This window comes from Sporosarcina sp. GW1-11 (genome assembly GCF_033088395.1).
GTDB lineage: Bacteria > Bacillota > Bacilli > Bacillales_A > Planococcaceae > Sporosarcina.
The window spans coordinates 134,485-155,610 of sequence record NZ_JAPMIW010000003.1 but is presented as its reverse complement, the minus strand read 5'-3'; the positions used below and the strand labels follow the sequence as shown (position 1 = coordinate 155,610).

The 21,126-nt window shown below is 41.5% G+C and carries 23 protein-coding genes and 2 riboswitches; all 23 genes read right to left on the bottom strand.

Features of this window, described 5'->3' with window-relative positions; genetic code table 11:
- Positions 1-2 precede the first annotated feature (2 nt).
- Positions 3-335 carry a DUF3889 domain-containing protein gene (locus tag ORD22_RS03915; protein WP_317644573.1) on the bottom strand — a complete coding sequence of 111 codons (333 nt, stop codon included), beginning with the start codon at positions 333-335 and terminating at the stop codon, positions 3-5.
- A 55-nt stretch (positions 336-390) separates the two neighbouring features.
- The gene (gene tenA / locus ORD22_RS03910) at positions 391-1,083 is read right to left on the bottom strand and encodes a thiaminase II (RefSeq protein ID WP_317644572.1); all 693 of its coding nucleotides are present in this window, start codon (positions 1,081-1,083) and stop codon (positions 391-393) included.
- An 85-nt stretch (positions 1,084-1,168) separates the two neighbouring features.
- Positions 1,169-1,274: riboswitch (TPP riboswitch) on the bottom strand.
- Between the two features lie 172 nt (positions 1,275-1,446).
- A complete protein-coding gene (locus ORD22_RS03905; protein WP_317644571.1) occupies positions 1,447-2,640 on the bottom strand; it encodes a CbiX/SirB N-terminal domain-containing protein in 1,194 nt (397 codons plus the stop codon).
- Between the two features lie 21 nt (positions 2,641-2,661).
- The gene (locus tag ORD22_RS03900) at positions 2,662-3,654 is read right to left on the bottom strand and encodes an ABC transporter substrate-binding protein (protein ID WP_317644570.1); all 993 of its coding nucleotides are present in this window, start codon (positions 3,652-3,654) and stop codon (positions 2,662-2,664) included.
- A gap of 16 nt (positions 3,655-3,670) precedes the next feature.
- Entirely contained in the window at positions 3,671-4,435 is a 765-nt protein-coding gene (locus tag ORD22_RS03895) for an ABC transporter ATP-binding protein (RefSeq protein ID WP_317644569.1), read from the bottom strand.
- A gap of 2 nt (positions 4,436-4,437) precedes the next feature.
- Positions 4,438-5,478 (bottom strand): FecCD family ABC transporter permease, encoded by a 1,041-nt coding sequence (locus tag ORD22_RS03890; RefSeq protein WP_317644568.1) that lies wholly within the window; start codon positions 5,476-5,478, stop codon positions 4,438-4,440.
- A complete protein-coding gene (locus tag ORD22_RS03885; protein ID WP_317644567.1) occupies positions 5,471-6,310 on the bottom strand; it encodes a methyltransferase domain-containing protein in 840 nt (279 codons plus the stop codon). Before ORD22_RS03885 ends, ORD22_RS03890 begins: the two co-directional genes overlap by 8 nt.
- Before the next feature lie 36 nt (positions 6,311-6,346).
- Complete coding sequence (locus ORD22_RS03880; RefSeq protein ID WP_317644566.1) at positions 6,347-7,828, bottom strand: cobyric acid synthase; 1,482 nt, start codon at positions 7,826-7,828, stop codon at positions 6,347-6,349.
- Positions 7,828-8,367 (bottom strand): cob(I)yrinic acid a,c-diamide adenosyltransferase, encoded by a 540-nt coding sequence (locus ORD22_RS03875; RefSeq protein WP_317644565.1) that lies wholly within the window; start codon positions 8,365-8,367, stop codon positions 7,828-7,830. Before ORD22_RS03875 ends, ORD22_RS03880 begins: the two co-directional genes overlap by 1 nt.
- Positions 8,368-8,380: 13 nt before the next feature.
- Positions 8,381-8,935 (bottom strand): nitroreductase family protein, encoded by a 555-nt coding sequence (locus ORD22_RS03870; protein ID WP_317644563.1) that lies wholly within the window; start codon positions 8,933-8,935, stop codon positions 8,381-8,383.
- Positions 8,929-9,690 (bottom strand): uroporphyrinogen-III C-methyltransferase, encoded by a 762-nt coding sequence (cobA, locus tag ORD22_RS03865; protein WP_317644562.1) that lies wholly within the window; start codon positions 9,688-9,690, stop codon positions 8,929-8,931. The genes ORD22_RS03870 and cobA overlap by 7 nt, the downstream gene beginning before the upstream one ends.
- Positions 9,687-10,316, bottom strand: coding sequence for a precorrin-2 dehydrogenase/sirohydrochlorin ferrochelatase family protein (locus ORD22_RS03860; RefSeq protein ID WP_317644561.1), 630 nt, complete (start codon positions 10,314-10,316; stop codon positions 9,687-9,689). The genes cobA and ORD22_RS03860 overlap by 4 nt, the downstream gene beginning before the upstream one ends.
- Positions 10,316-11,671, bottom strand: a complete 1,356-nt coding sequence (locus ORD22_RS03855; protein ID WP_317644559.1) for a cobyrinic acid a,c-diamide synthase CobB — start codon at positions 11,669-11,671, stop codon at positions 10,316-10,318. The genes ORD22_RS03860 and ORD22_RS03855 overlap by 1 nt, the downstream gene beginning before the upstream one ends.
- On the bottom strand, positions 11,671-12,804 hold the full coding sequence (locus ORD22_RS03850) for a cobalt-precorrin 5A hydrolase (protein ID WP_317644558.1): 1,134 nt from the start codon (positions 12,802-12,804) through the stop codon (positions 11,671-11,673). The genes ORD22_RS03855 and ORD22_RS03850 overlap by 1 nt, the downstream gene beginning before the upstream one ends.
- Complete coding sequence (gene cobM / locus ORD22_RS03845; protein WP_317644602.1) at positions 12,797-13,579, bottom strand: precorrin-4 C(11)-methyltransferase; 783 nt, start codon at positions 13,577-13,579, stop codon at positions 12,797-12,799. The genes ORD22_RS03850 and cobM overlap by 8 nt, the downstream gene beginning before the upstream one ends.
- Entirely contained in the window at positions 13,579-14,283 is a 705-nt protein-coding gene (gene cobI, locus ORD22_RS03840) for a precorrin-2 C(20)-methyltransferase (protein ID WP_317644556.1), read from the bottom strand. Before cobI ends, cobM begins: the two co-directional genes overlap by 1 nt.
- Positions 14,283-15,476 carry a precorrin-6y C5,15-methyltransferase (decarboxylating) subunit CbiE gene (gene cbiE / locus ORD22_RS03835; protein ID WP_317644601.1) on the bottom strand — a complete coding sequence of 398 codons (1,194 nt, stop codon included), beginning with the start codon at positions 15,474-15,476 and terminating at the stop codon, positions 14,283-14,285. The genes cobI and cbiE overlap by 1 nt, the downstream gene beginning before the upstream one ends.
- Positions 15,451-16,545: a cobalt-precorrin-5B (C(1))-methyltransferase gene (locus ORD22_RS03830; RefSeq protein WP_411567615.1), complete on the bottom strand. Its 1,095-nt coding sequence runs from the start codon at positions 16,543-16,545 to the stop codon at positions 15,451-15,453. The genes cbiE and ORD22_RS03830 overlap by 26 nt, the downstream gene beginning before the upstream one ends.
- A gap of 16 nt (positions 16,546-16,561) precedes the next feature.
- On the bottom strand, positions 16,562-17,227 hold the full coding sequence (locus ORD22_RS03825; RefSeq protein ID WP_317644598.1) for a precorrin-8X methylmutase: 666 nt from the start codon (positions 17,225-17,227) through the stop codon (positions 16,562-16,564).
- Complete coding sequence (cobK, locus tag ORD22_RS03820; RefSeq protein ID WP_317644555.1) at positions 17,217-17,999, bottom strand: precorrin-6A reductase; 783 nt, start codon at positions 17,997-17,999, stop codon at positions 17,217-17,219. The genes ORD22_RS03825 and cobK overlap by 11 nt, the downstream gene beginning before the upstream one ends.
- Positions 18,000-18,008: 9 nt before the next feature.
- On the bottom strand, positions 18,009-19,667 hold the full coding sequence (gene cobJ / locus ORD22_RS03815; protein WP_317644553.1) for a precorrin-3B C(17)-methyltransferase: 1,659 nt from the start codon (positions 19,665-19,667) through the stop codon (positions 18,009-18,011).
- Positions 19,668-19,799: 132 nt separating this feature from the next.
- Positions 19,800-19,976, bottom strand: a riboswitch (cobalamin riboswitch).
- Between the two features lie 206 nt (positions 19,977-20,182).
- The gene (gene rpsI / locus ORD22_RS03810; RefSeq protein WP_099687636.1) at positions 20,183-20,575 is read right to left on the bottom strand and encodes a 30S ribosomal protein S9; all 393 of its coding nucleotides are present in this window, start codon (positions 20,573-20,575) and stop codon (positions 20,183-20,185) included.
- 19 nt (positions 20,576-20,594) lie between these two features.
- On the bottom strand, positions 20,595-21,032 hold the full coding sequence (gene rplM, locus ORD22_RS03805; RefSeq protein ID WP_317644552.1) for a 50S ribosomal protein L13: 438 nt from the start codon (positions 21,030-21,032) through the stop codon (positions 20,595-20,597).
- Positions 21,033-21,126: the final 94 nt, after the last annotated feature.

Below are 21,126 nucleotides of genomic sequence, written 5' to 3'. Positions count from 1 at the left end.
TTTTAGTTCAGCTCTTGAAATTCCACACGAATCAACTTACCTGTTTCAGCTGCATATGTCACCGTCACTAGCACGCCAAATTCACGACTTTCTTCTTTCAACCAAAGCCGAAACTTCTCGACGCCCAACTCTCCTTTCGAATCACTTGCGATGTGCAAGTAATCGGTAATATCCGCATGTGGATACTTAAACATCGTTTGTTTAATAGCGAGTCGCGACCACTTGGCATACGCAGGTACTTCTAGTTTGCCAAGAACAGGTGGCTCGATGATTGTCGAAGTTCCCGCCACTAAAATTCCAAGCGCTATGAATAATTTACGAAAAATAGCGCACACCTCCTTTATGGATAGCATGCGCTGTTTTGAATATTTACATTCTATAGTCTACGAATTATTGAATTGCTGTTTGCTCTTGCATACCTGGCCACATTTGCTTCGTATTAGCCATATCCCAGAACATATACTCATAGCGAGTAGTGTTTAGGAAGATTTCTTCAAGTCTCGCCAGTTCCGCTTCTGGTTTTCCTTCTGCCGCTTCATCCATCAAGTCGATACACCATTTTGCAAGCTCACCAAACGCATCGGATGAATACATGCGTACCCAGTCGCCATATAGCGGATGATCGAGCGCGCCAGGAAGTACAGCAAGCTCTTTACCGATTTCCCAGTAACTCCACGCACAAGGAAGAAGGGCTGCAATCACTTCAGCCAGCGATCCATTTTGGCTGACATGTAGCATATAATGCGTATACGCTAAAACAATAGGTGATGGCTTCGCGTTTTCAAGCTCCTCTTCAGAAATTCCAAAACGCGCGGCATAGTTACGATGTAATTCCATTTCAGTATTCAACGTACCATCCAACAACGCAGCGAATTTCCCCATCGTCTGTACGTCCGTAGCTTTCATCGCACCTACCGCAAACACTTTAGCATAGTCGATTAAGTACAAATAATCCTGAACCATATAAAAGCGGAATTTATCCGAATCCAACGTACCATCTGCTATCCCTTGCACAAATGGGTGACTGTGATTCTGTCTCCAAATCGGTAAAGTCTTTTCTAATAAACGTTCAGTGAATTTCATGTATACTCTCTCCTTTTCTATAGCCAAATGAAAAGCCGCTTCTCGGTAAGAAGCGGCAGAGTGATTTTGCTAAACAGAAAAAAGTAGCAAATCCTCACCACTTCCTTACGCCGGTATGATCCGGATCAAGTATGAAGGGTTAAAGCGAAACGCTTCTCTCAGCTCATAGTAGAGCACCCCTAGCGGCAAAAAATATTTCATTGATTGTCTTCATTGTAGGCATAGGTTGTAGAAAGGTCAACTGATTAATACAAAAAATGAACTTAGCAGTTAGTGGTGGAAAAATCGTAATACCCAAATGATGTTTTGTTGAAGCGACGTCCAATATGTAATAACCCGCTTGCTCGTGCACTTGATTACTGTTTAATGATGATGGTGCTCATATCCATGCTCTTCTGCATATATACGGAAGTTCTCTAAATCTTGCATTCCAGTCGAAGTACCGTCTAATGCTTGATTCATGCGTTCTAGTAATACTGTCCGTAACTTCGGATGATAGCCAAAATACTCAGCAATCTCGATCGTCGTATGTGGATAGTCACTTCTGAACTGTTCAGCATTTTTTTTCATGCGTTCCATTAAAATCCCTGTGAATAAAAAGTACGGCAACATGACAATTTTTTTCGCGCCTAATTTGATGCAACGTTCCATCCCATCTTGCACGGTAGGCTTTGTAACTCCCATAAAGGCGTTTTCAATGATAGACACATCTAAACTCTCCCATAACAATCTACTAATTTTATAAAAATCAGCATTTGCATATGGATCACTACCACCTCTTCCTATTAAGAGAATTGCCGTATCCTCATGCTTTTGATTCACATCAAGTCCTACTTCAGTAAGTCTTGTCTTTAAAATTTCAATAACCTCATCATGAACACCTATCGTTTGGCCATAAGTGAATCGAATATCCGGGAAATGCTCTTTCGCATGTTCTATTTCGGCCGGGATATGCAATTTTGAGTGTCCAGCGTGTAACAAGATGATTGGGATCACATGGATTTCATCTGCACCTTTTTCAATACATAATTGAATCCCATCTTCGATATTCGGTGAGGCGAATTCTAAAAAACAAGTTTCTACAAGTAAAGACGAATCGATATCCCCTCTTGTTTGATCGATGAATTGGCGGACTTCTTCATTTCCCGCCTCCAACCTACTGCCATGCCCAACAAACAATACAGCTTTTTTCATCGGTCCTTTTCCCTTTCTGTATTTATTGATTCCTTTAAAGCGTGATTCACCGCGTTTACGTTCACCTTGTTCCATTGAATAAATAATTGAATCTTCTTCAACGGTTTCATGAACAATGGCGCGTGCAGTTTCTTCTTGTTGTACGGAGTACCATGTTCCTTTTGGATAATCTATGACGACACATTTATCTTTACAACGACCGTTACAACGTGTGCGCGATGTATGAATCTTCTCATCTAAACGGTGTATACGGATTTCATCACGGATCTGTTGTGTGACTTCTTCAGCTCCAGCTCCCATACAAGTAGACCCATTGCAGATGAGCACATGGCGTTGCATTTCTGTTAAATTCCATGTTGTCATAACTTGTAACCTCCCATTCTTTTAATAAACGTCCGGGTAGAAACCTTTTGCTAAAATCTCGACTGCTTCTGCTACACGAATACCTTCAGAAGCTGCCGACAATGGCAAAGTGACAAACTTCTCATTTTGTACGGCAGGTGTTTGACTTAATGCTGGATCTGATTTTAGGAAGTTTATTTTTTGTTCTACTGTAGTTGAGCCGTAATCAATTATAACGATCATTTCTGGCTGACGTTCAACTGCATCTTCTTTTGAGACGGTAGACCAGTTCCCTTCCACATCGCCAAAAATATTATTACCGCCCGCCATCGTCACTAGTGAATTCATAAAGTTCTGTGTTGCCGTGAAGACTTCTGTATCTCCACTATCAAACACTAAAACATCCAATGGCTCTTTCACTTCAGGTAATTTAGCTGTAATCGCTTCAATATCTTGATTCATTTGGCGAACTAGTTCTTCCCCACGATCTTCTATTCGGAATATCTTTGCAATATTACGAATGTCTGTATAAATGTCTTCTACTGTTGGTGCTACTTTAGTAGATGACATCTGTAAATAGCTATCAATACCTAACTCCTTTAACTCTTCACGTGTTGCAATACCTTTTTCGTTAAACGCACTTGACCAACCACCATAAAGAAAGTCTGCTTCCACTTCAATCACTTGCTCTTTGGATGGATATTGTTCGGCCAATACTGGTACTAACTCATATGCTTCTTGAAATGGCTTGTAAATTTCGTCATCTAAATAAGCTGTACCGACCATTGAATCTTCTAAGCCAAGCGCTAGCATGATTTCTGTTACGTGCTGATTTAATGAAATTGCACGTTTTGGCGCTTTATCGTACTCAATCACAAAGTCACTATTGTCAATAACGACTTTTTCAACCTGCTCTTTTTGCCCACTTTCCACATCATCTTTCTCTTCTTCTGTTTCTGTATTTTTATTAGAGCATGCTGCTAATAAAAGCAATATAGTTAAAGACATGAATGCCCAGATTAATTTCTTTTTCATATGTACACAATCCTTCCTAAGCTTTCTGTGTAAAAAATAAATGTAGTTTTTGTGTAAATGGATTCTTTGAAACACCAGCTTGTACATGGAACACTTGCTCTATAGTCTCCTCTGTCAGTACCTGTTCAGGAGTCCCTTTCATATGCAGAGTCCCTTCTTTTATTAAAAGTAATTCATCGCAATAACTAGATGCTAAATTCAAATCATGCAATGCTGCTATAATTGTAATAGGCAGTTCCTTCACCAAATCCATTAACTGGAGCTGGTGTTCAATATCTAAATGATTGGTTGGTTCATCTAAAATTAAGATTTTTGCCTGCTGCGCGAGTGCGCGTGCTAGCATAACCCGTTTCTTTTCGCCACCGGACAATTTCCCTAGCGTTCGGTCTTTTAAATATAGGACGTTGGCAAGTTGCATGCTTTCCTCAACAATAGCAAAGTCTTCTTTGCTATCTTTTGCAAGCCATTGTTTATATGGCGTCCGTCCCATCATGACTAAATCTTTTACAGTAAAGTCAAAGAGTACAGGGGTTTCCTGACTTACGACAGCCATTTCCTGGGCGATGTTTTTTTGAGTCATTTGATCCATGTCTTTTTCATATAACGTCACAACTCCGCTTGTTTGTTTTAAATAACGGTAGATGATTTTTAGCATCGTCGATTTCCCGCTGCCATTAGGACCAATAATGCCAATTAGCTTGCTTTGATCCAATGAAAATGAAATATCATGCAAAATTTTCTTTTCCGGTACTGAAAATGAAATATTTTTTACTTGTAACAACTTTATTCACCATCCCCAAAAGAGTATCGACGGCGTCTAAGCATCCATATAAAGAAGGGACCACCGCAAATAGCAGTCACAATTCCGATAGGCATTTCTTCAGGTGCAATTGCAATACGTGCGACCATGTCCGCCCAGACTAGGAAAACTGCCCCCATTAATGCACTAATAGGCAGTACCAGTTTGTAATTCGAACCTACTATCATTCGCACAAAATGCGGTATTATTAATCCAACAAAACCAATGCTTCCGCTGCTTGCAACCACAACACCCGTCAGTAACGAGACAACAAGGATAATAAAAATCCGAAAACGGTCTAAATTCATACCAAGCGTAGTAGCTAGTTCTTCACCAAGGAGCAGTGTATTAAGCTGGCGATAATTCAATAATAGTAATATAAAAACTAGAACGAATGTAAAAAACGGTATTCCAATTGTTGACCATTTCGCGCCCGCTAAACTACCAAGCATCCAATGTATTACAGCTTGAATACCACCTTGTTGTTTTGATGTCATAAGCATGAAATTTGTGATAGCCGAAAACACCATCGATATCGCAATCCCTGCTAGAAGCAGACGAATAACAGACGTACGTCCGTTGACACGTGCCAATAGAAACACGATTACGACTGCAAAAATAGCTCCTAAAAAAGCGGCAAAGGATAATGCATAGGTTCCTAAAAAGCTGAATGCACCAAATAAAATGACCGATGTCGCGCCAACTGATGCCCCAGACGACACCCCTAAAATATAAGGATCTGCAATAGGGTTCCTTACTAGCGCTTGAATTGCCGCGCCACTGATTGCCAAGGCAGCTCCAACAATCGCTGCAAGTATAATCCGTGGTAAACGAATTTCCCATATAATAATACTCTGTGCTTTTGTAGCCGTGTTCTCTATAGATAAACCGATTTTCGAAAATAAGACTTCCCAAATAATACTTGGCGTTATTCCAACTGAACCCATCATCACCGCACATGTTATAGAAGCAAGCAATACCGCTATTAACGCGACTATTAATAATGTAAATCGTAACTTAGTCATGTGAATTCAAAGGCTCCCAACTAATGATTGCTGCATAGAATGGATGACGGTACACATATTGGTCATCCTCCAACGTAATAAAAGGTGTAAGTGAGGATTTCACATGCGCCACTTCAAACTGTGATGATAAGATTTTTTTACTTTGCGCTTCATAAAGTTGTTCCGATGTATCGTAACGGTATGTACGCTCTAGCTTGACCATTTCACAATCTGCATAAATGCCCAATTGATACAGTATGTTGAGAATGGCAATATAATCGCGACGCGGGTATTTAATTTTATAGCCATACTGCTTATCTAAGACAACATAATGTGGTTGAATTGGGCCCGTCGTCAAGCCAATGATGGCACGTTTTTTTGCAAATTCATTCATTTTCTTCAGTGCTGCTTTCATTTCATATATACGATAAAAGCAGTTCACCCCGACGACAACATCGTGCGGCTCAATTTGCGCTTCTTCCCATTTACTATACACAAACTGAACCGGTGCATCGGTCTCATAGTATTGTTTTAAATAAGCAAGCACACTTTCAGAACCATCTACAAGTGTTAGACTTTTTACATCTTCACTCAATTGGAATGTATAATTTCCCCACCCCGGTCCGATTTCCATGCAGCTTGCGTCTTGCGGAATATGCTGTTTCATTTTTTCATAGATTTTTTCGGCGTAGTCATCTATTTGTTTATATGTTTTTTTCTTGATTGATTGCGCCCAAAATGCTTCTTCCAACTCATCATCCACCATGCGTTCGGGCATCTTGCCCTGCCAATCCAACATGCCCTCTTTCCAGAACTTTTCAAAATCGATTTGTAAAGGGGATTCCTTCATCATTGAACCTTCTCCTCAATGCATTCTGTAATCGTATTTCTACATTGATTCATCTAGTAATTCATAGATTTTATCCATATTCAAATGTTTACGCACATGATAATCCAACATTTCATACGCCTGCTCCCGCCGTTCATAGTCTGACTGAATTTCACTTGAGACTTCTTCCAAGTCTTTTCCTACACGAATTTGATTGAAATACTCTCGAGTGAACGAGCGATTTTGAAAAATACCATGTAAATATGTACCAATCACTTGCTCTGTATACACACCGTCCTGTCTGCCGTCTTCTAGGCAGATAAAGCTTTGGATTGGTTGCGTTGGTGTACTGCACCCTAGATGAAATACAAAACCTTTCATTTCCTGACCTGCATAGTTCGTACCTTTGATTTGAGTTGTTTGATTCTCACCAATTAACACGGTTTCAATCGGCAGTAAACCGAGCGTGGAATACGTCCTACCTCCGTTTTCAACCGTCTGCTGATTTACTATCGATTCACCAAGCATTTGGTAGCCGCCACAAATCCCGATAATTTTCTTTCCTCTTCGCGCCCGTTGTAAAATTTCTTGGGCTAAACCTGTTTCTTGCAACCACAAATAATCATCAATTGTATTCTTCGTTCCCGGTAGAATGATGACATCCGGATTTTTCAGTTCTTTTAAGGAGGAAACGAAGCGCACGCCTACGTCTGGTTCCCCTAATAATGGATCGAAATCTGTAAAATTAGAAATCATAGGGAAACGAATGACCGCTACGTCAATATCAAACTCCTCATGCTGAGATTTTTTTAAACGCAAGCTTGATAGGGCCATCGAATCCTCTGCTTCAATTTGCACATCAAAGTACGGAATGACGCCAAGTACTTGAATGCCTGTATACTCCTCCAGCCAATCGATGCCGCTAACGAGCAATTCCTTCATGCCGCGGAATTTATTTATAACAATCCCTTTTACACGCGCACGCTCTTCGTCATCTAGTAACATCAAAGTCCCAACAAGTGATGCAAAAACTCCGCCACGTTCAATATCGGCTACTAAAATAACGGCTGCATCTGTTTCATGGGCCATACGCATATTGGCGATATCTCGGTTTTTTAAATTGATTTCAGCAGGGCTTCCTGCACCTTCCAATACTAGTACATCATATTGTGCCTCTAAACGTCGTAGCGACTTTCGCACTTCCGGCATTACTTGCTCAACGAAATTTTCGCGATACGAAACCGCATCCATATCAGCAAATCGCTTGCCATGTAAAATTACTTCTGAAACCATATTCCCTGTCGGTTTCAGTAAAATTGGATTCATATCGGTTGTGGCGTCTATTTTTGCAGCCTCTGCTTGGACACCCTGAGCCCGCCCAATTTCCCCTCCATCTTTGGTAATGTAGGAATTCAGCGCCATATTTTGCGATTTAAATGGTGCAACCTGGTACCCATCATTAACTAAAATACGGCAGAGTGCAGTGCACAAAACACTTTTTCCAACATCCGATGCAGTTCCTTGAATCATAATTGCTTTCATTAAAATTCAAGGCCCTTCATTGCTTGGACATCTTGCTCAGCATAATAATGTTTTGTTGCGTCAATCGTTGATACTAAATCGGCTAATGAGAGAATGGATGGATGCGCAGAGCGTCCTGTGATGACTAAGTGCATGGATTTTGGACGGTTTACGATTGCCTCTAAAACTTCTGCTAACGGCAATACATCATCGACTGGAAAGCGTGTGATGGATAACGCATTATTCAGCTCATCCAGCACTAAAACATCTGTCGTTTCATCTTGTAGCTCTTCTTTTACCGTTTGCCATGCTTTTGCGAGCGCTTCCCGATGTTCTTCTGGTGTTTTCGTCCATGTGAATCCGATACCTAATTGCACGGTTTCAACACCAAGTTTCCGCAAAGCAATTTGCTCACCATATGTACGTTCGGGTGATTTAATAAATTGAAAGTATTTCACCTTCATGCCGCGACCAATGGCACGTAAAGTAACACCAAGTGAAGCGGTAGTTTTTCCTTTGCCTTCACCTGTATACACTAGCAACATTCCTTGTCTTGCCATGCTCAATTCCCCCTTATAGCCAGGTTGTTTTTTCGGTAAATGGTGTACGTTTTTTTGTAGAAGTTATTTCTTCTGCCGGGTACCCGATACATAGCGTTCCTATTAATTGTTCTTTATCCGATGCACCGATAAATGTATGCAATGCTGTTTCATGCACTAAACCTACACCACGTGTACGCCATACCATGCCTAAACCTAGCTGTTCTGCCATTAACCACATTGACATAATGGCACCGCTCACCGCAAAGGTATTATCCTTCGTCGCACCCTCATCTCCATCCACGATGGCCGAAGTTACCACGATAATTAGCGGGGTTTGTGTGATCGCTTCCATTGAACCTTCCACTAAATGTGGCTTTGTCGGAAAGCGTTTTTGTAAATAATCAAGTGCCACTTGTTCATACTGCATCAAGCTATCACCTTGTAAAATATAGAAATGCCAAGGCTCTCGCATACGGTCGTTTGGTGCATAGGTTGCTGCTTCCAATAGCGTCTCAATTTTTTCTCGTTCCACTTCACGCGTTTCAAATTGTCGAATCGCACGACGTTTTTTTAATGCTTCTAACATTGTTTTAGCTCCTTTTCTTCAAACCAAGAAATTTCTTCACGTACACCTACTACATCACCTACTAATATCATTGAAGGATTCGAGATGTGATGTGTTAGAATTTCTCGTGTAATTGTTGCCAGATTACCTGTAATCGTACGTTGATTTTCAGTTGTTCCCCATTCGATAACCGCAACAGGAGTTGTATCTTTTTTACCGTTTTCTATTAAACTTTTCGTAATATGTTCGATGTTACCAACACTCATATAAAATGCTACAGTATCAATTTGTGCAAGTGCTGCCCAATTTAAAAAATCTTTTCCTTTTTCTGCACGACCTTGGCCTGGAACAATTGCAAAACTTGCGCCATGATCACGATGTGTAACTGGAATCCCTGCATAAGCTGGCGCAGCAATTCCTGCTGTTATCCCTGGAACAATTTCATATGGTATACGTGCTTGCCGTAAAACCGCTGCCTCTTCAGCACCGCGTCCAAAGACAAACGGATCTCCACCTTTTAAGCGCAGCACTTGCTTACCAAGACTTGCTTGCTCAACTAACACACGGTGGATTTCATCTTGAATCATTCCATGTTTTCCTGGCTCTTTACCACAATAAATCAACTTAGCATCTGCTTTCGCATGTTGTAATAATTCAACATTCACTAGACGATCATATAAAATCACGTCTGCTTGCTGAATGCATTCTAATCCTCTAATTGTCAATAGTTTCGGGTCACCAGGACCAGCCCCTACAATATATACAGATCCGCTCACTGTTGTTCTCCTATCCGTTGTTGTAACCACTCTTCACACTTTTGGTTTTCGCCTTGCTCCATCCACTGCAAAAGTCTCGGATCCAGCAGTTCCGCAAGAACTTGTTTTTTCGCGTCTCCGGTAAACACTTGTAACACTTGCTGACGAGCTTCCCTTAAGAAAGACACATAAGACGCATAATAGTCTCCAAATTGCCCCGCTAAATCCGTCTTTACTTTACGTGTTAAACCTGGACTAGCCCCAGATGTTGAGACAGTCACAACGAATTCTCCGCGGCGAACGACTGCCGGATTGATAAAATCAACCCGTCCTTTTGCATCCGCACGGCTGAGTAATTGCCAATGCTGAGTTGCTTCTTCCACTGCATTGTTCACTTCTTCATCATTTGTAACAGCAAAAACCAATGTAGCATCATCTAAATCGGCTGCTTCAAATGCTTTTTCTTGCCATGTCACAAGCCCTTCACTAACATACTGATGTACGGCCTCAGTCACCGATGGGCTAACTACAATTATTAGTGCTTTTGTTGGTAGTAAGGCTTCAATTTTTTGACGCGCTACATGGCCACCCCCAACAATGACAACCTTTTTATAATCCACATTCATTAACAGTGGAAAATAATCCATTACTCTCCCTCCAAACATGCTTTCAACCAATTCTCCACGAGCTTTGAATTTGAAGCAAAATGAAATTGTGTAAAACCCGCTACAAGATTGTTATGTAAATAACCTTCTTGCTGTTCACGAAAACGACCTTTACTAAAATAAGCAGGGCTAGTATGCTCTCCCACGTATTTTGAATAATGAAACTCATGCCCTTTTGCCTGTGTCACCTCATTAATTAAGAAATTGCCTGCAACGCCTGTAATTTCCCTGTAACCAAGTGCCGCTCGCTTATCTTGCATAAGCACACGTCCTGGGATCACTCCGAGCATTGGAAACACTCGTTCCTGACGATCTATTATTTCTTCTGTTAAGTACATAAAACCGCCACATTCGGCTAATGTCGGTAATCCACGATTGATTGCGTTTCTTATAGACTCCTTTGCTTTCTCGTTTATTGCTAATTGTTCAGCAAACTCTTCCGGGAAGCCGCCCCCGATGTACAATCCCTGCGCTTCTTTCGGAACTTCTTCATTTTGTAACGGAGAGAAGAAATGCAGGATCGCGCCATGTGCACGCAATAATTCTAAATTCTCCTCGTAATAGAAGTTAAACGCCGCATCCTTAGCTACTGCGATATGAGCTACTGGCCTATCTGGTTGAGCATCAAAAATTGATGAGGATACTTCTATCGGTTGCGCTTTTGTAATTTCTATTAGCTGATCAATATTCACAGTTTCTTCAATGACCGTCGCCAAGCTATCAAAATATGAATTCAGGTCACCACGCTCGATGGCCGGAACTAAACCTAAATGACGGCTCGGCATCGTAGGAACAGCATCCTTCAGCAAATAACCGATAACAGGAATTCCGCACTCTTCTTCGATTGCTGTTTTGACTATATTGAAATGGTTTTTACTCCCCAATTGGTTCGCGATAACGCCGACAATATTGGAGCTTTCATCCAGCAACTGGAATCCTTTAACGATTGCTGCTACACTTCTCGCCATACTTGCTGCATTGACAATTAAAATGACAGGACTTTTTGTAATCTCACTAATATGAGCGGCTGATCCTTCATTTGATAAGGGGGATTTGCCGTCGTAAAAGCCCATCACGCCTTCAATAATAGCTACGTCTGTATCTTGACTAGCTCTTGCGACAATGGCACGAATGATATCATGAGCCATCATATAACTATCAATGTTTCGAGAAGGGCGTTTTGTAACAGCTGTATGATAAGTCGGATCGATATAATCTGGACCGCATTTGAAGCCTTGTACTGTTAAACCACGCTTCATAAGTGCTCGCATAATCCCAATCGTGAACGTTGTTTTCCCAACACCACTTCCTGTACCGGCTAGCACAAATCGATTCATTATCCTCTCTCCTCAAAATTGACGCGTGCAATGGATACCGTCACATTGCCACTTTTCTTTTTCTCTAATACTAATTCTTTTGCATTCGCATAACGCAATGCTGCCGGCTCGCTTACACCGTATGCGCCTGTATATTTAAACACTGTTTCAGATGGGTTAAGAAGCGGCATTTCATTAAGCTGTTCAGGCGTATACGTAATAAATGGCCAATTATGCTTGGCAGTTAATTCAAGTAGGCCTATCTCGTCTTTCTTCAAATCTATAGTTGCTACTGCTTTAACACTTTTTTTACTCAAACGCAATTCTGTTAATGTTTCGTCTATGACTTGCTCAATTTCCTCTAGCGCAGTTCCGCGATTACAGCCAATGCCGAGCACAATCGATTTCGGACGGTAGATCACTCCTTTTTCCAACAACACTTCCTCATGTGCATCAATTAATCGATCTGTTATAAGCAAGGTTGCTTGCGGCTTTGCCTGAATTGCTTCTGTCGTCGATGGATAAATTTTCAAGTTGGTTGGCATTGGACGATCATGCATCCACCAATTTTTCTCACCTGTTTCCTGCACGATTGCGACATGCTCTTCATTAACAACCGATGCACTGACTGGCAGTAGTTTTTCTTCGCTATCCCACATCCAGCCAAATTGCGCACCGAATAAATCGACAGGAATTGTTTTTTGCACATCAGATGCAGTCGTAACTACAGGGACAGCGCCGATTGCGTTTGCAAATTCATAAGTCAGTGCATTAGCACCACCAATATGCCCTGATAATACGCTTATGACGTATTGACCTAGATCATCGACAACCAATACGGCGGGGTCCGTCATTTTATTAACCATAATCGGAGCTATCATACGAACGACAGCACCCAGCGAAATGACACAAATAACTCCTTTGTATTGCTGGAACAAAGCAGGCAATAATAATCGTACCGTGCCGTCAAACAATTGGATTTGGCGTGCTTCTTCATCACCTTTAGCGAATTTCTTCATATAGTAAAGGTCCGCATATGGAAATTTTTCCGTATAGCTTCTTGCATTGGCAACTCCGTGTTTCGTAATGGCGACGAGAGCATAAGGTTTGCGTTTTTCGATGGTAGGGATTTCACCTTCACGTAAATTAATCATCCGCCTTCGCACCTTTTCGGAAACCATGGGTAAATGTTTTATCGTAAAGCTTAGAACGATACTCTTTTTCATGAATATTTGGATCTAATGCCCATCCCGCCAATATCATCGCATGCTTACGAATACCATTGACACGCATCGCTTCATCCAATTCAATTAATGTTGTCTGAACAATTTTTTCATCCGGCCATGTAGCACGCTGCACGACAGCTACTGGCGTATCATCTGCCCAGCCCGCCGCTTGCAATTCTTTCACAATTTTCTTTGTCAATGTCGCACTTAAAAACATAGCAATCGTACAATGATGACTTGCAAGTTTCTGTAACTTTTCGCGCTCCGGTACTGGAGTACGCCCCTCAGCTCTAGTTAAAATAAGTGTTTGTGTTAAATCAGGGACCGTCAGCTCTGCACCAACTGCCGCTGCAGCTGCAAAAACAGAACTCACACCCGGCACCACTTCATAACCAATATCATGCTGCTTCAGTAATGCCACTTGTTCCATTGTTGCGCCATACATCGCTGGGTCCCCTGTATGTAATCGTACAACCATTTTTCCGGCATTGACCCGTTCGACAATACAATCTACCATTTCTTGCAGATGCATCCCTGCCGTACGGATAACTTCTGCCGATTCCTTTGCTTCCTCCACCAACTTTTCGCTTACGAGTGAATCGGTATACATGACAACATCCGCTCGTTGTAATAGCTTTAAACCTTTTACCGTTATTAAGTCGGGATCTCCTGGGCCTGCACCGATAATCCAAATCTTCTTCATCATTTGCGCACCACCATACATGACAAGTAATTTAAATCCGCGTCTCTAAGTTCATCCGTATTCCAAATGACTTCTTCGTCAGATGTAACTTTTGTCACTACATGCGTTTTTTCCAGTAAGTTCATTTCTTCCAATAAATCCAACAACTCATCCATAACTTTGGCTACCTTAATAAAGACGATAGCATCGTGACTTTCGATTACTTGACGCATCTCTTCCATATTATCTGTAGCCGGAATCATCGCCACATGTTCATCACCTTCGGCTAACGGTATACCTAAACGATTTGCAGAACCATTAAATGACGAAATACCCGCCACCGTTTCAATTGGCACCTCTGGATGCTTTGTTTTCATTAAGCGCAAAAGATGAATAAATGTACTAAACAGCATCGGGTCTCCTTCGGTCACAAACGCTACATCTTTTCCTTCCGCTAAGTAGGTATAAATCTCTTCTGCTGCTTTTTCCCATGCGACACGCAATACCTCTTCGTCTTTGGTCATGGGGAACACTATACCGAGCATCTCTTTTTCAGCTGGTTGAATATATACATCCACAATACGATGGGCATAAGATTTACTGCCCCTTAATTTTTTGGGATATGCAATGACTGGGCATTCTTGTAATTTACGAAATGCTTTTACAGTAATTAACTCAGGATCTCCTGGTCCAACGCCTAATCCGTATAATTTTCCTATTGTCATTATTCTTGTCCTTTCTGTGCTGTTACTATGTAGATGGGATTTAACGGTTCAAAACGCGTTAAATGTAAAATCGGTTTACTCTTTGAAAGTTGTGCCTGCAATATGGATACTTCACAGCCTAATGCTTTTAAATTGCTCATCGCTTCAGCTAGATTTTCTATCGTTGCGATATTCATGACAAGTCGACCGTTCGGCTGTAAACGTGAAACACAGGTTTGCAATAGCAACTCCATATTCCCTCCATTACCACCAATAAAAATTGCTTGGGGATCTGGGAATTCTTCAAGGCGGTCCGGCGCTTTACCTAGCACCGCAACAAAGTCTGTACGATGATTCAACTGATTCTCTAAGCAATTTTCGAGGTCAGCCTCGTTTTTTTCAATGGCATAGACTGCTCCCTCTCTAGCCACTTTTGCTGCTTCAATCGCAACAGATCCTGTGCAAGTTCCAATGTCCCAAACAATACTGTTTTCTTTAAGTTTCAGCTCTTGTAGACAAAGTGTTCGAATTTCTCTTTTCGTAATTAAACCTTTATCTGGTTTTCGCTGTAGGAATGCATCATCTGGAATACCAAGAGAAGCACGTTCTACGATATGGCGTTGCTTTAATATCACTACATTCAAAGGGGAAAATGAAGTTTGTTCCATTTCGTCCAATGAGAGCATGCGGCAGCGCTCGTTTTCACCTTCTAAATTTTCAGCAACGAAGGCATCATACTCTGTCATGTTAAAGCGTTTTAAATATGTCGCAATGGCTTGCGGTGAGTTCGTTTCATCGGTTAATACAGCTATTTTTTTACGCCCGTCGATTTTCTGTGCAAAACCTTTTATAGAACGACCATGTAAACTGACAATGAACGCATCTTGCCAACTTTCCTGCATTTTTGAAAAAGCCAGCTGAACCGAGCTGGTATACGGATAGATCTCCAGGGGAAGTTTTTTTGCAAGTACGCCTCCCAGTCCATAAAACAACGGATCGCCGGACACTAATATAACGACATTACGTGTTTCTTCCTGTAATTCTGCTGTTAATGCTGATAAACCGCCCTTTATTACTTTCTTCTCTTTTTCAAAGGAAGGGAAAAATTGAAGATGGCGTTCTCCACCTACAAGCACATCACATTCATTGATCCACTCTATATATTGAGGAAGCAATCCTGACGTGCCATTATCCCCTATACCAATCATTTTCATCCAATTTGTCAATGTTCTCAGCCTTTCCTAAACAGTCTCCATTCATGGCATACAATGATGTCGATACTTCAATTTCCGCATTCATGTGATTCAGTGCGTAATAGCAGCAATTTTTACTAAGTGCTTCAAAGAATGCATCATTTCCTTGGAGTATTTCACCGACTTGTGATGCAGTGTTGGCCTGCAGAATTTCTTGCTGTGTCTTTTCATCGACACCTACTCTATTTGCCATTTCCGCCAAAAAACCGAAGTTGATCGGTGCACTTTTCGAGTGAACCATCATTACGCCCTGTGCCAGTTTTGAAAACTTCCCCATCATTCCTACAAGGGACACTTTAGGGATTTTCTTGCGCGCAATATTCTTTAGCGTAAAACCAATAAAATCGCCCATTTCTATGAAGGCTTCTTCCGGTAAATGTGGATATTGTTTAAACGCAAACTTTTCACTGCGGCCGCCTGTCGTGATCACCACATGATCACAGCCTGCTTCTTTTGCGACACTAATTGCTTGTGCAATACTTGCCATGAAGGCAGAACTCGAAAATGGCACAACTGTTCCGCGGGTTCCTAGTATTGAAATTCCTCCAATAATGCCCAGACGTCCATTTAGTGTTTTCTTGGCAATTTCTTCTCCGTCAGGCACGGAAATCACTACATCGATTCCGCGTTTTAATTGGTAGTACTCGAATCCTTCCTGTACAACCCCAAGTATCATTTTGCGCGGCACCGGGTTAATGGCCGCCTGACCGACGGGGACGGGTAGACCCGGTTTTGTCACCCGTCCTACACCAACCCCTCCGTCCAAATGGATGCCTTCTTCTTTTGAATAGTAAACGGTACTTTGAATTCGGGCTTTGTGTGTAGCATCAGGATCATCGCCCGCATCTTTGATGGTTTCACACATTACGCCGCCATCGACTATTTCAAATGCTGATACTTTGAATGTGGCGTATTTGCCGACCGGTAAATAGATAGTGACTTCTTCCGGTACTATCCCCGTCACCAATCCTTGCAACGCTGCTTTCGTCATCGCAGTTGCACAAGATCCTGTAGTGTAGCCATGACGCATTTTTGAAGGATCTTTTTTAGTTTGTTTGCTTTGCGCGCTCATCTGCCATAATCGAAATGGCATTCAGTGCGGCTACTGTCACTGTACTGCCACCCTTTCTCCCCACATTAGTGATAAATGGAATACCCTCAAGTACTGCCAGTTCCTCTTTTGATTCCGCTGCCGAAACAAAGCCGACCGGCATTCCAATAATTAAATCCGGTTTGGCGATACCCTCTTTAATTAAACGAATTAACTCTAACAATGCAGTTGGCGCATTACCGATGGCGTAAATTCCACCTTCGTGCAAACGTGTTGCTTTTTGCATCGAAATAATCGCACGTGTTGTACCTTGGGCTTTCGCTTCTTTTGCGACATCCTCATCCGCAATGTAACAATGTAAGTCGCTGTTATGCTTCTGGAATCGTTTGCGGCCTGAGCCACTTTCTATCATTTGTACATCCACCACGACGTGACGGCCTGCTAAAATCGATTGGATTCCTGCTTCGAGTGCATCAGGTGTGAAAATCATGCTGCGTCCTAACTCAAAATCTGCTGAAGCATGAATCACGCGGCGAACTACCATCCACTGCTCGTCTGTAAATGGATGTTCCCCCATCTCTTCTTTGATGATTGAGAAACTGTGATCATAAATTTTATCTGGATCTACAGTTAGCGGTGTGAATTTCGTATTAAAGTTCATGTTTGGATTTTTCAAAAGTAAAACCTCCTAATAGTTGTGTAACTTTTTCAAAAGACGTACAAAAATTTTCATATTGAAGCTTTGGTCGTTTAATCAAAATAACGGGTATCTCTAGTTCTAAGGCGGCTGTTATTTTCTCATCAACAGAACCTACTTTGCCGCTTTCCTTAGTAATCATTAACGTCACATCATATTGCTCGCACAAAGACTTATTGAGTGATTCAGAAAACGGTCCTTGTATTGCGACAATATCCTTTTGTTTAATCCCTAATCTGTCGCATTTTTCCATATTCCCTACGTTTGGGAGCATTCTGCAAATCAATCTAATTTCATCGCGCAATAAGTAGTTTGTAAACACTTCCAACGTCTTACTGCCCGTTGTTAACATAATCGTCCCTTTATGCGTTTGAGCTAGCTTAGCAGCGTCTTCATAACTGTCAACCTCTGTAATCAGCGGAGAAACAAATTCTTCTTTCGGACGTTCATAGCGAATATATGGAATACCGCATGCCTTTGCTGCTGTCATAGCAGTTTTCGAAGCTTCTTCCGCATAGGGATGACTAGCATCCACTACACAAGTCATCTCATACTTCTTGATCAGCGCTACCATGTCATCCACTGTTAACCGACCCACCTGATACGAGATAGCGTTCTCTTTTAAACTTTCTGCCGCAGATTCGGTGACTACTGTGGCTATTAGAGGGTAGCCGAGACTCTGCAAACGAATGGCTAAAGCTCTAGCATCGCTAGTACCTGCTAAAAATAAAATCATAGTTTCCTCCTAATCTCCACAAGGTGCTGGCTCTACTTCAATCTTGCAGCTCATGTCGTAATAGTCATAGTTCAAAACTTTTTTGACACGTTTAAAATACTTAAAGAAACGTTCGTTAGGATGTGCATTTTGTTCGTATTCTTCTATAATTTTGGTTACTAGTGGGATTAAATCTTCTGGCTCAATTCCCTCTGCTATAGGTTGAGCGGCATGGGCAGTACGACCAACTGGCTTCGCACCAATAAATAAATCAAATTTTTTCTTCCGGTACACAATCCCAATATCATCAAACACAGGGCGATAACACGCCATTCCGCAACCATTGAACCCAACATGCAATTGCTTCGGAAGCTTCATCCCTTCAAACTTTGCTGCGATTTCTTCTGCATATGGGATAGAATCTGCCTTTTCTCCGTAACAAAAATCACATGCTTTGACTTTTAAGACTTCCCCTGCCGGCATGACTGTTAAATGATTTTCTTCAAGCTTTTCAACAATCGCTTCAGGATTATCTGTTGTAACCTTTACTAAAAAACGATGATCCGGAGTATATTCCAAGGTACCCTTCTCACCAACGACTTCAGCCATTACACGCATTTGCTCTGCTGTGATCATTTTATTAGCAACACCAGGTGAAACTGAAAATTCAAATATATTCTCGATAGGCTGTCTTACCAAAAATGGATTTGGCACTTCTTCTTTTGACACCAGTGATAAGGCCTTTAAAGCCATGTCCATTGTCTGAACCTTTTGCTCTTGTTCTTTCTGTTGTATTGGAGCCTGCTCAGGTGTCTTTCTAATGATTTCCTCATAACCTGATTGCGCTTCTCCAGTTTCTTGATCAAGCGCCCATGGTTCCGCTTCCTTTTTTAAGCGCTGATGCGGTCTTAATCTTTGTTTACCTTCCCCTAATGTATATTTTCGTTGATAGCCCCTTGGCGTAATAATTTTATCTTCATAAAAGAAAGTGGAAGAGTTACCGATAATGACAGTTGTCAACATTCCGATATCATGCTCAAGCATTTCAGATAATGTTGTCAGGACAATGTGTTGATTTTCACGATACGCACTTTTCACTAGCCCTACAGGTGTGTCAGGGGAACGATATTTTAGTAAAATATTTTGTGCTTCTACAATTTGACGTGTTCTGCGTCCACTTTTCGGATTGTATAAAGCAATTACAAAATCCGCCATCCCAGCTGCTTCAATTCGTTTTTCGATAACCGTCCATGGTGTTAGATGGTCACTTAAACTGATCGTACAAGAATCATGCATGACAGGTGCGCCCAGTAAGCTCGCGCATGAATTAATTGCTGATATACCTGGAACAATTTCTACTTCAATTCCTTCTGCTTCAGTCCAACCCTTTTCAACAAGCACTTCATACACTAATCCTGCCATACCATACGCACCTGAATCACCACTGGAAATAACTGAGACAATACCGCCCGCCTCCGCTTTCTTAACAGCATCTATTGCACGCGATACTTCTTCTGTCATGCCTGTGCTAACAATGGACTTCGCTGTCACTAAATGCTTAATCAGCTCTACGTAAGTTTTATAACCAATAATATAATCACTTTCTTGCAGTGCCGTTAACGCTCGTCCTGTAATATGTTCAGTAGCTCCGGGACCGAATCCAACAACAAAAATTTTTCCCTTTTTCATGGTTTCCCTCCAAATAAAAAATGCCTACACTCCTTTTCAAGGAAGTGTAGGCATGTGAAAGTATATAGAAATCATACTGAAACATAGGACAATTAATAAAATTGTCCCGCCTATACTTCTCCCTCCGAAAAGTATGTGTCGTTTAAATAAGCAGGTTTCCTGACTCAAGCTTCATTTTACTCTTACACCTTCCCGATTTCTCAGTGGTTTTGTAATTTCATCAGCTTTTACAGTAGCGGGGGCTGTACTAGATTTTCACTAGTTTCCCTTTTACCTCACAATGTGAGCACTTATTTAAATTAAGTTATTTAATTTTCATAAATATAACATACAATCTTTGAATCTACAAATATACACCAGGTTTATTTTCGGAACCCTTAAGAAAGATTATTTGCTCCGCTATGGATAATTGCGATTTCTATTCCTCTATAGTCTGTGCGAGTTGTTTGAGAATCTAAAAAACCCCTTTCCGATAAACTCGGAAAGGGGCTGTAAAGTTTGGTATGAAACCAATATTAACGCTTTGAGAACTGAGGTGCACGACGAGCGCCGCGAAGACCTGGCTTCTTACGTTCTTTCATACGTGGGTCACGTGTTAGAAGGCCAGCTGATTTCAATACTGGACGGAAATCTGGATCTACAGTTAGCAACGCACGAGCTACGCCGTGACGGATTGCTCCTGCTTGACCTGTGTAACCTCCACCGTTTACGTTAACATGGATATCGTAGCTTCCAAGTGTTTCCGTTGCAACTAGTGGTTGTTTGATGATTTCACGAAGTGTTTCGAATGGTACGTAGTCTTCTACGTCACGGTTGTTGACGACAATTTTGCCTTCGCCAGGAACTAGACGTACACGAGCTACTGAACTTTTACGACGGCCAGTGCCGATATATTGTACTTGTGCCAAGTGTGTTTCCTCCTCTTAATTATCCGCGAAGCTCAAATGCTTCTGGTTTTTGTGCTGCGTGCTGATGTTCTGGACCAGCATAAACGTGTAATTTCTTGATTGTTTGACGACCTAGAGGACCGTTTGGAAGCATTCCTTTGATCGCAAGTTCAAGCATTTTAACCGGGTAGTTAGTACGCATCTCAAGAGCAGTACGAGTTTTAATGCTACCTGTGTACCCAGAGTGACGGTGGTAAAGCTTGTCTTTCAACTTGTTACCAGTCAATTGAATTTTTTCTGCATTGATAATGATGACGTGGTCACCTGTATCAACATGTGGTGTAAACGTTGGTTTATGTTTACCGCGTAATAGTGTTGCAACTTCTGAAGCAAGACGTCCAAGCGTTTGTCCTTCAGCGTCGACAACTAGCCATTTACGTTCTACTTCGTGACCTTTAGCCATGAATGTTGTGCGCATATTGTAATCCTCCTAAAAGTATCAATCTGTTCCATTGTTTTCTCTATCCCTAAACACAAATAAACTTCCGGGGCTCATTGTGGGGTTATTGAAA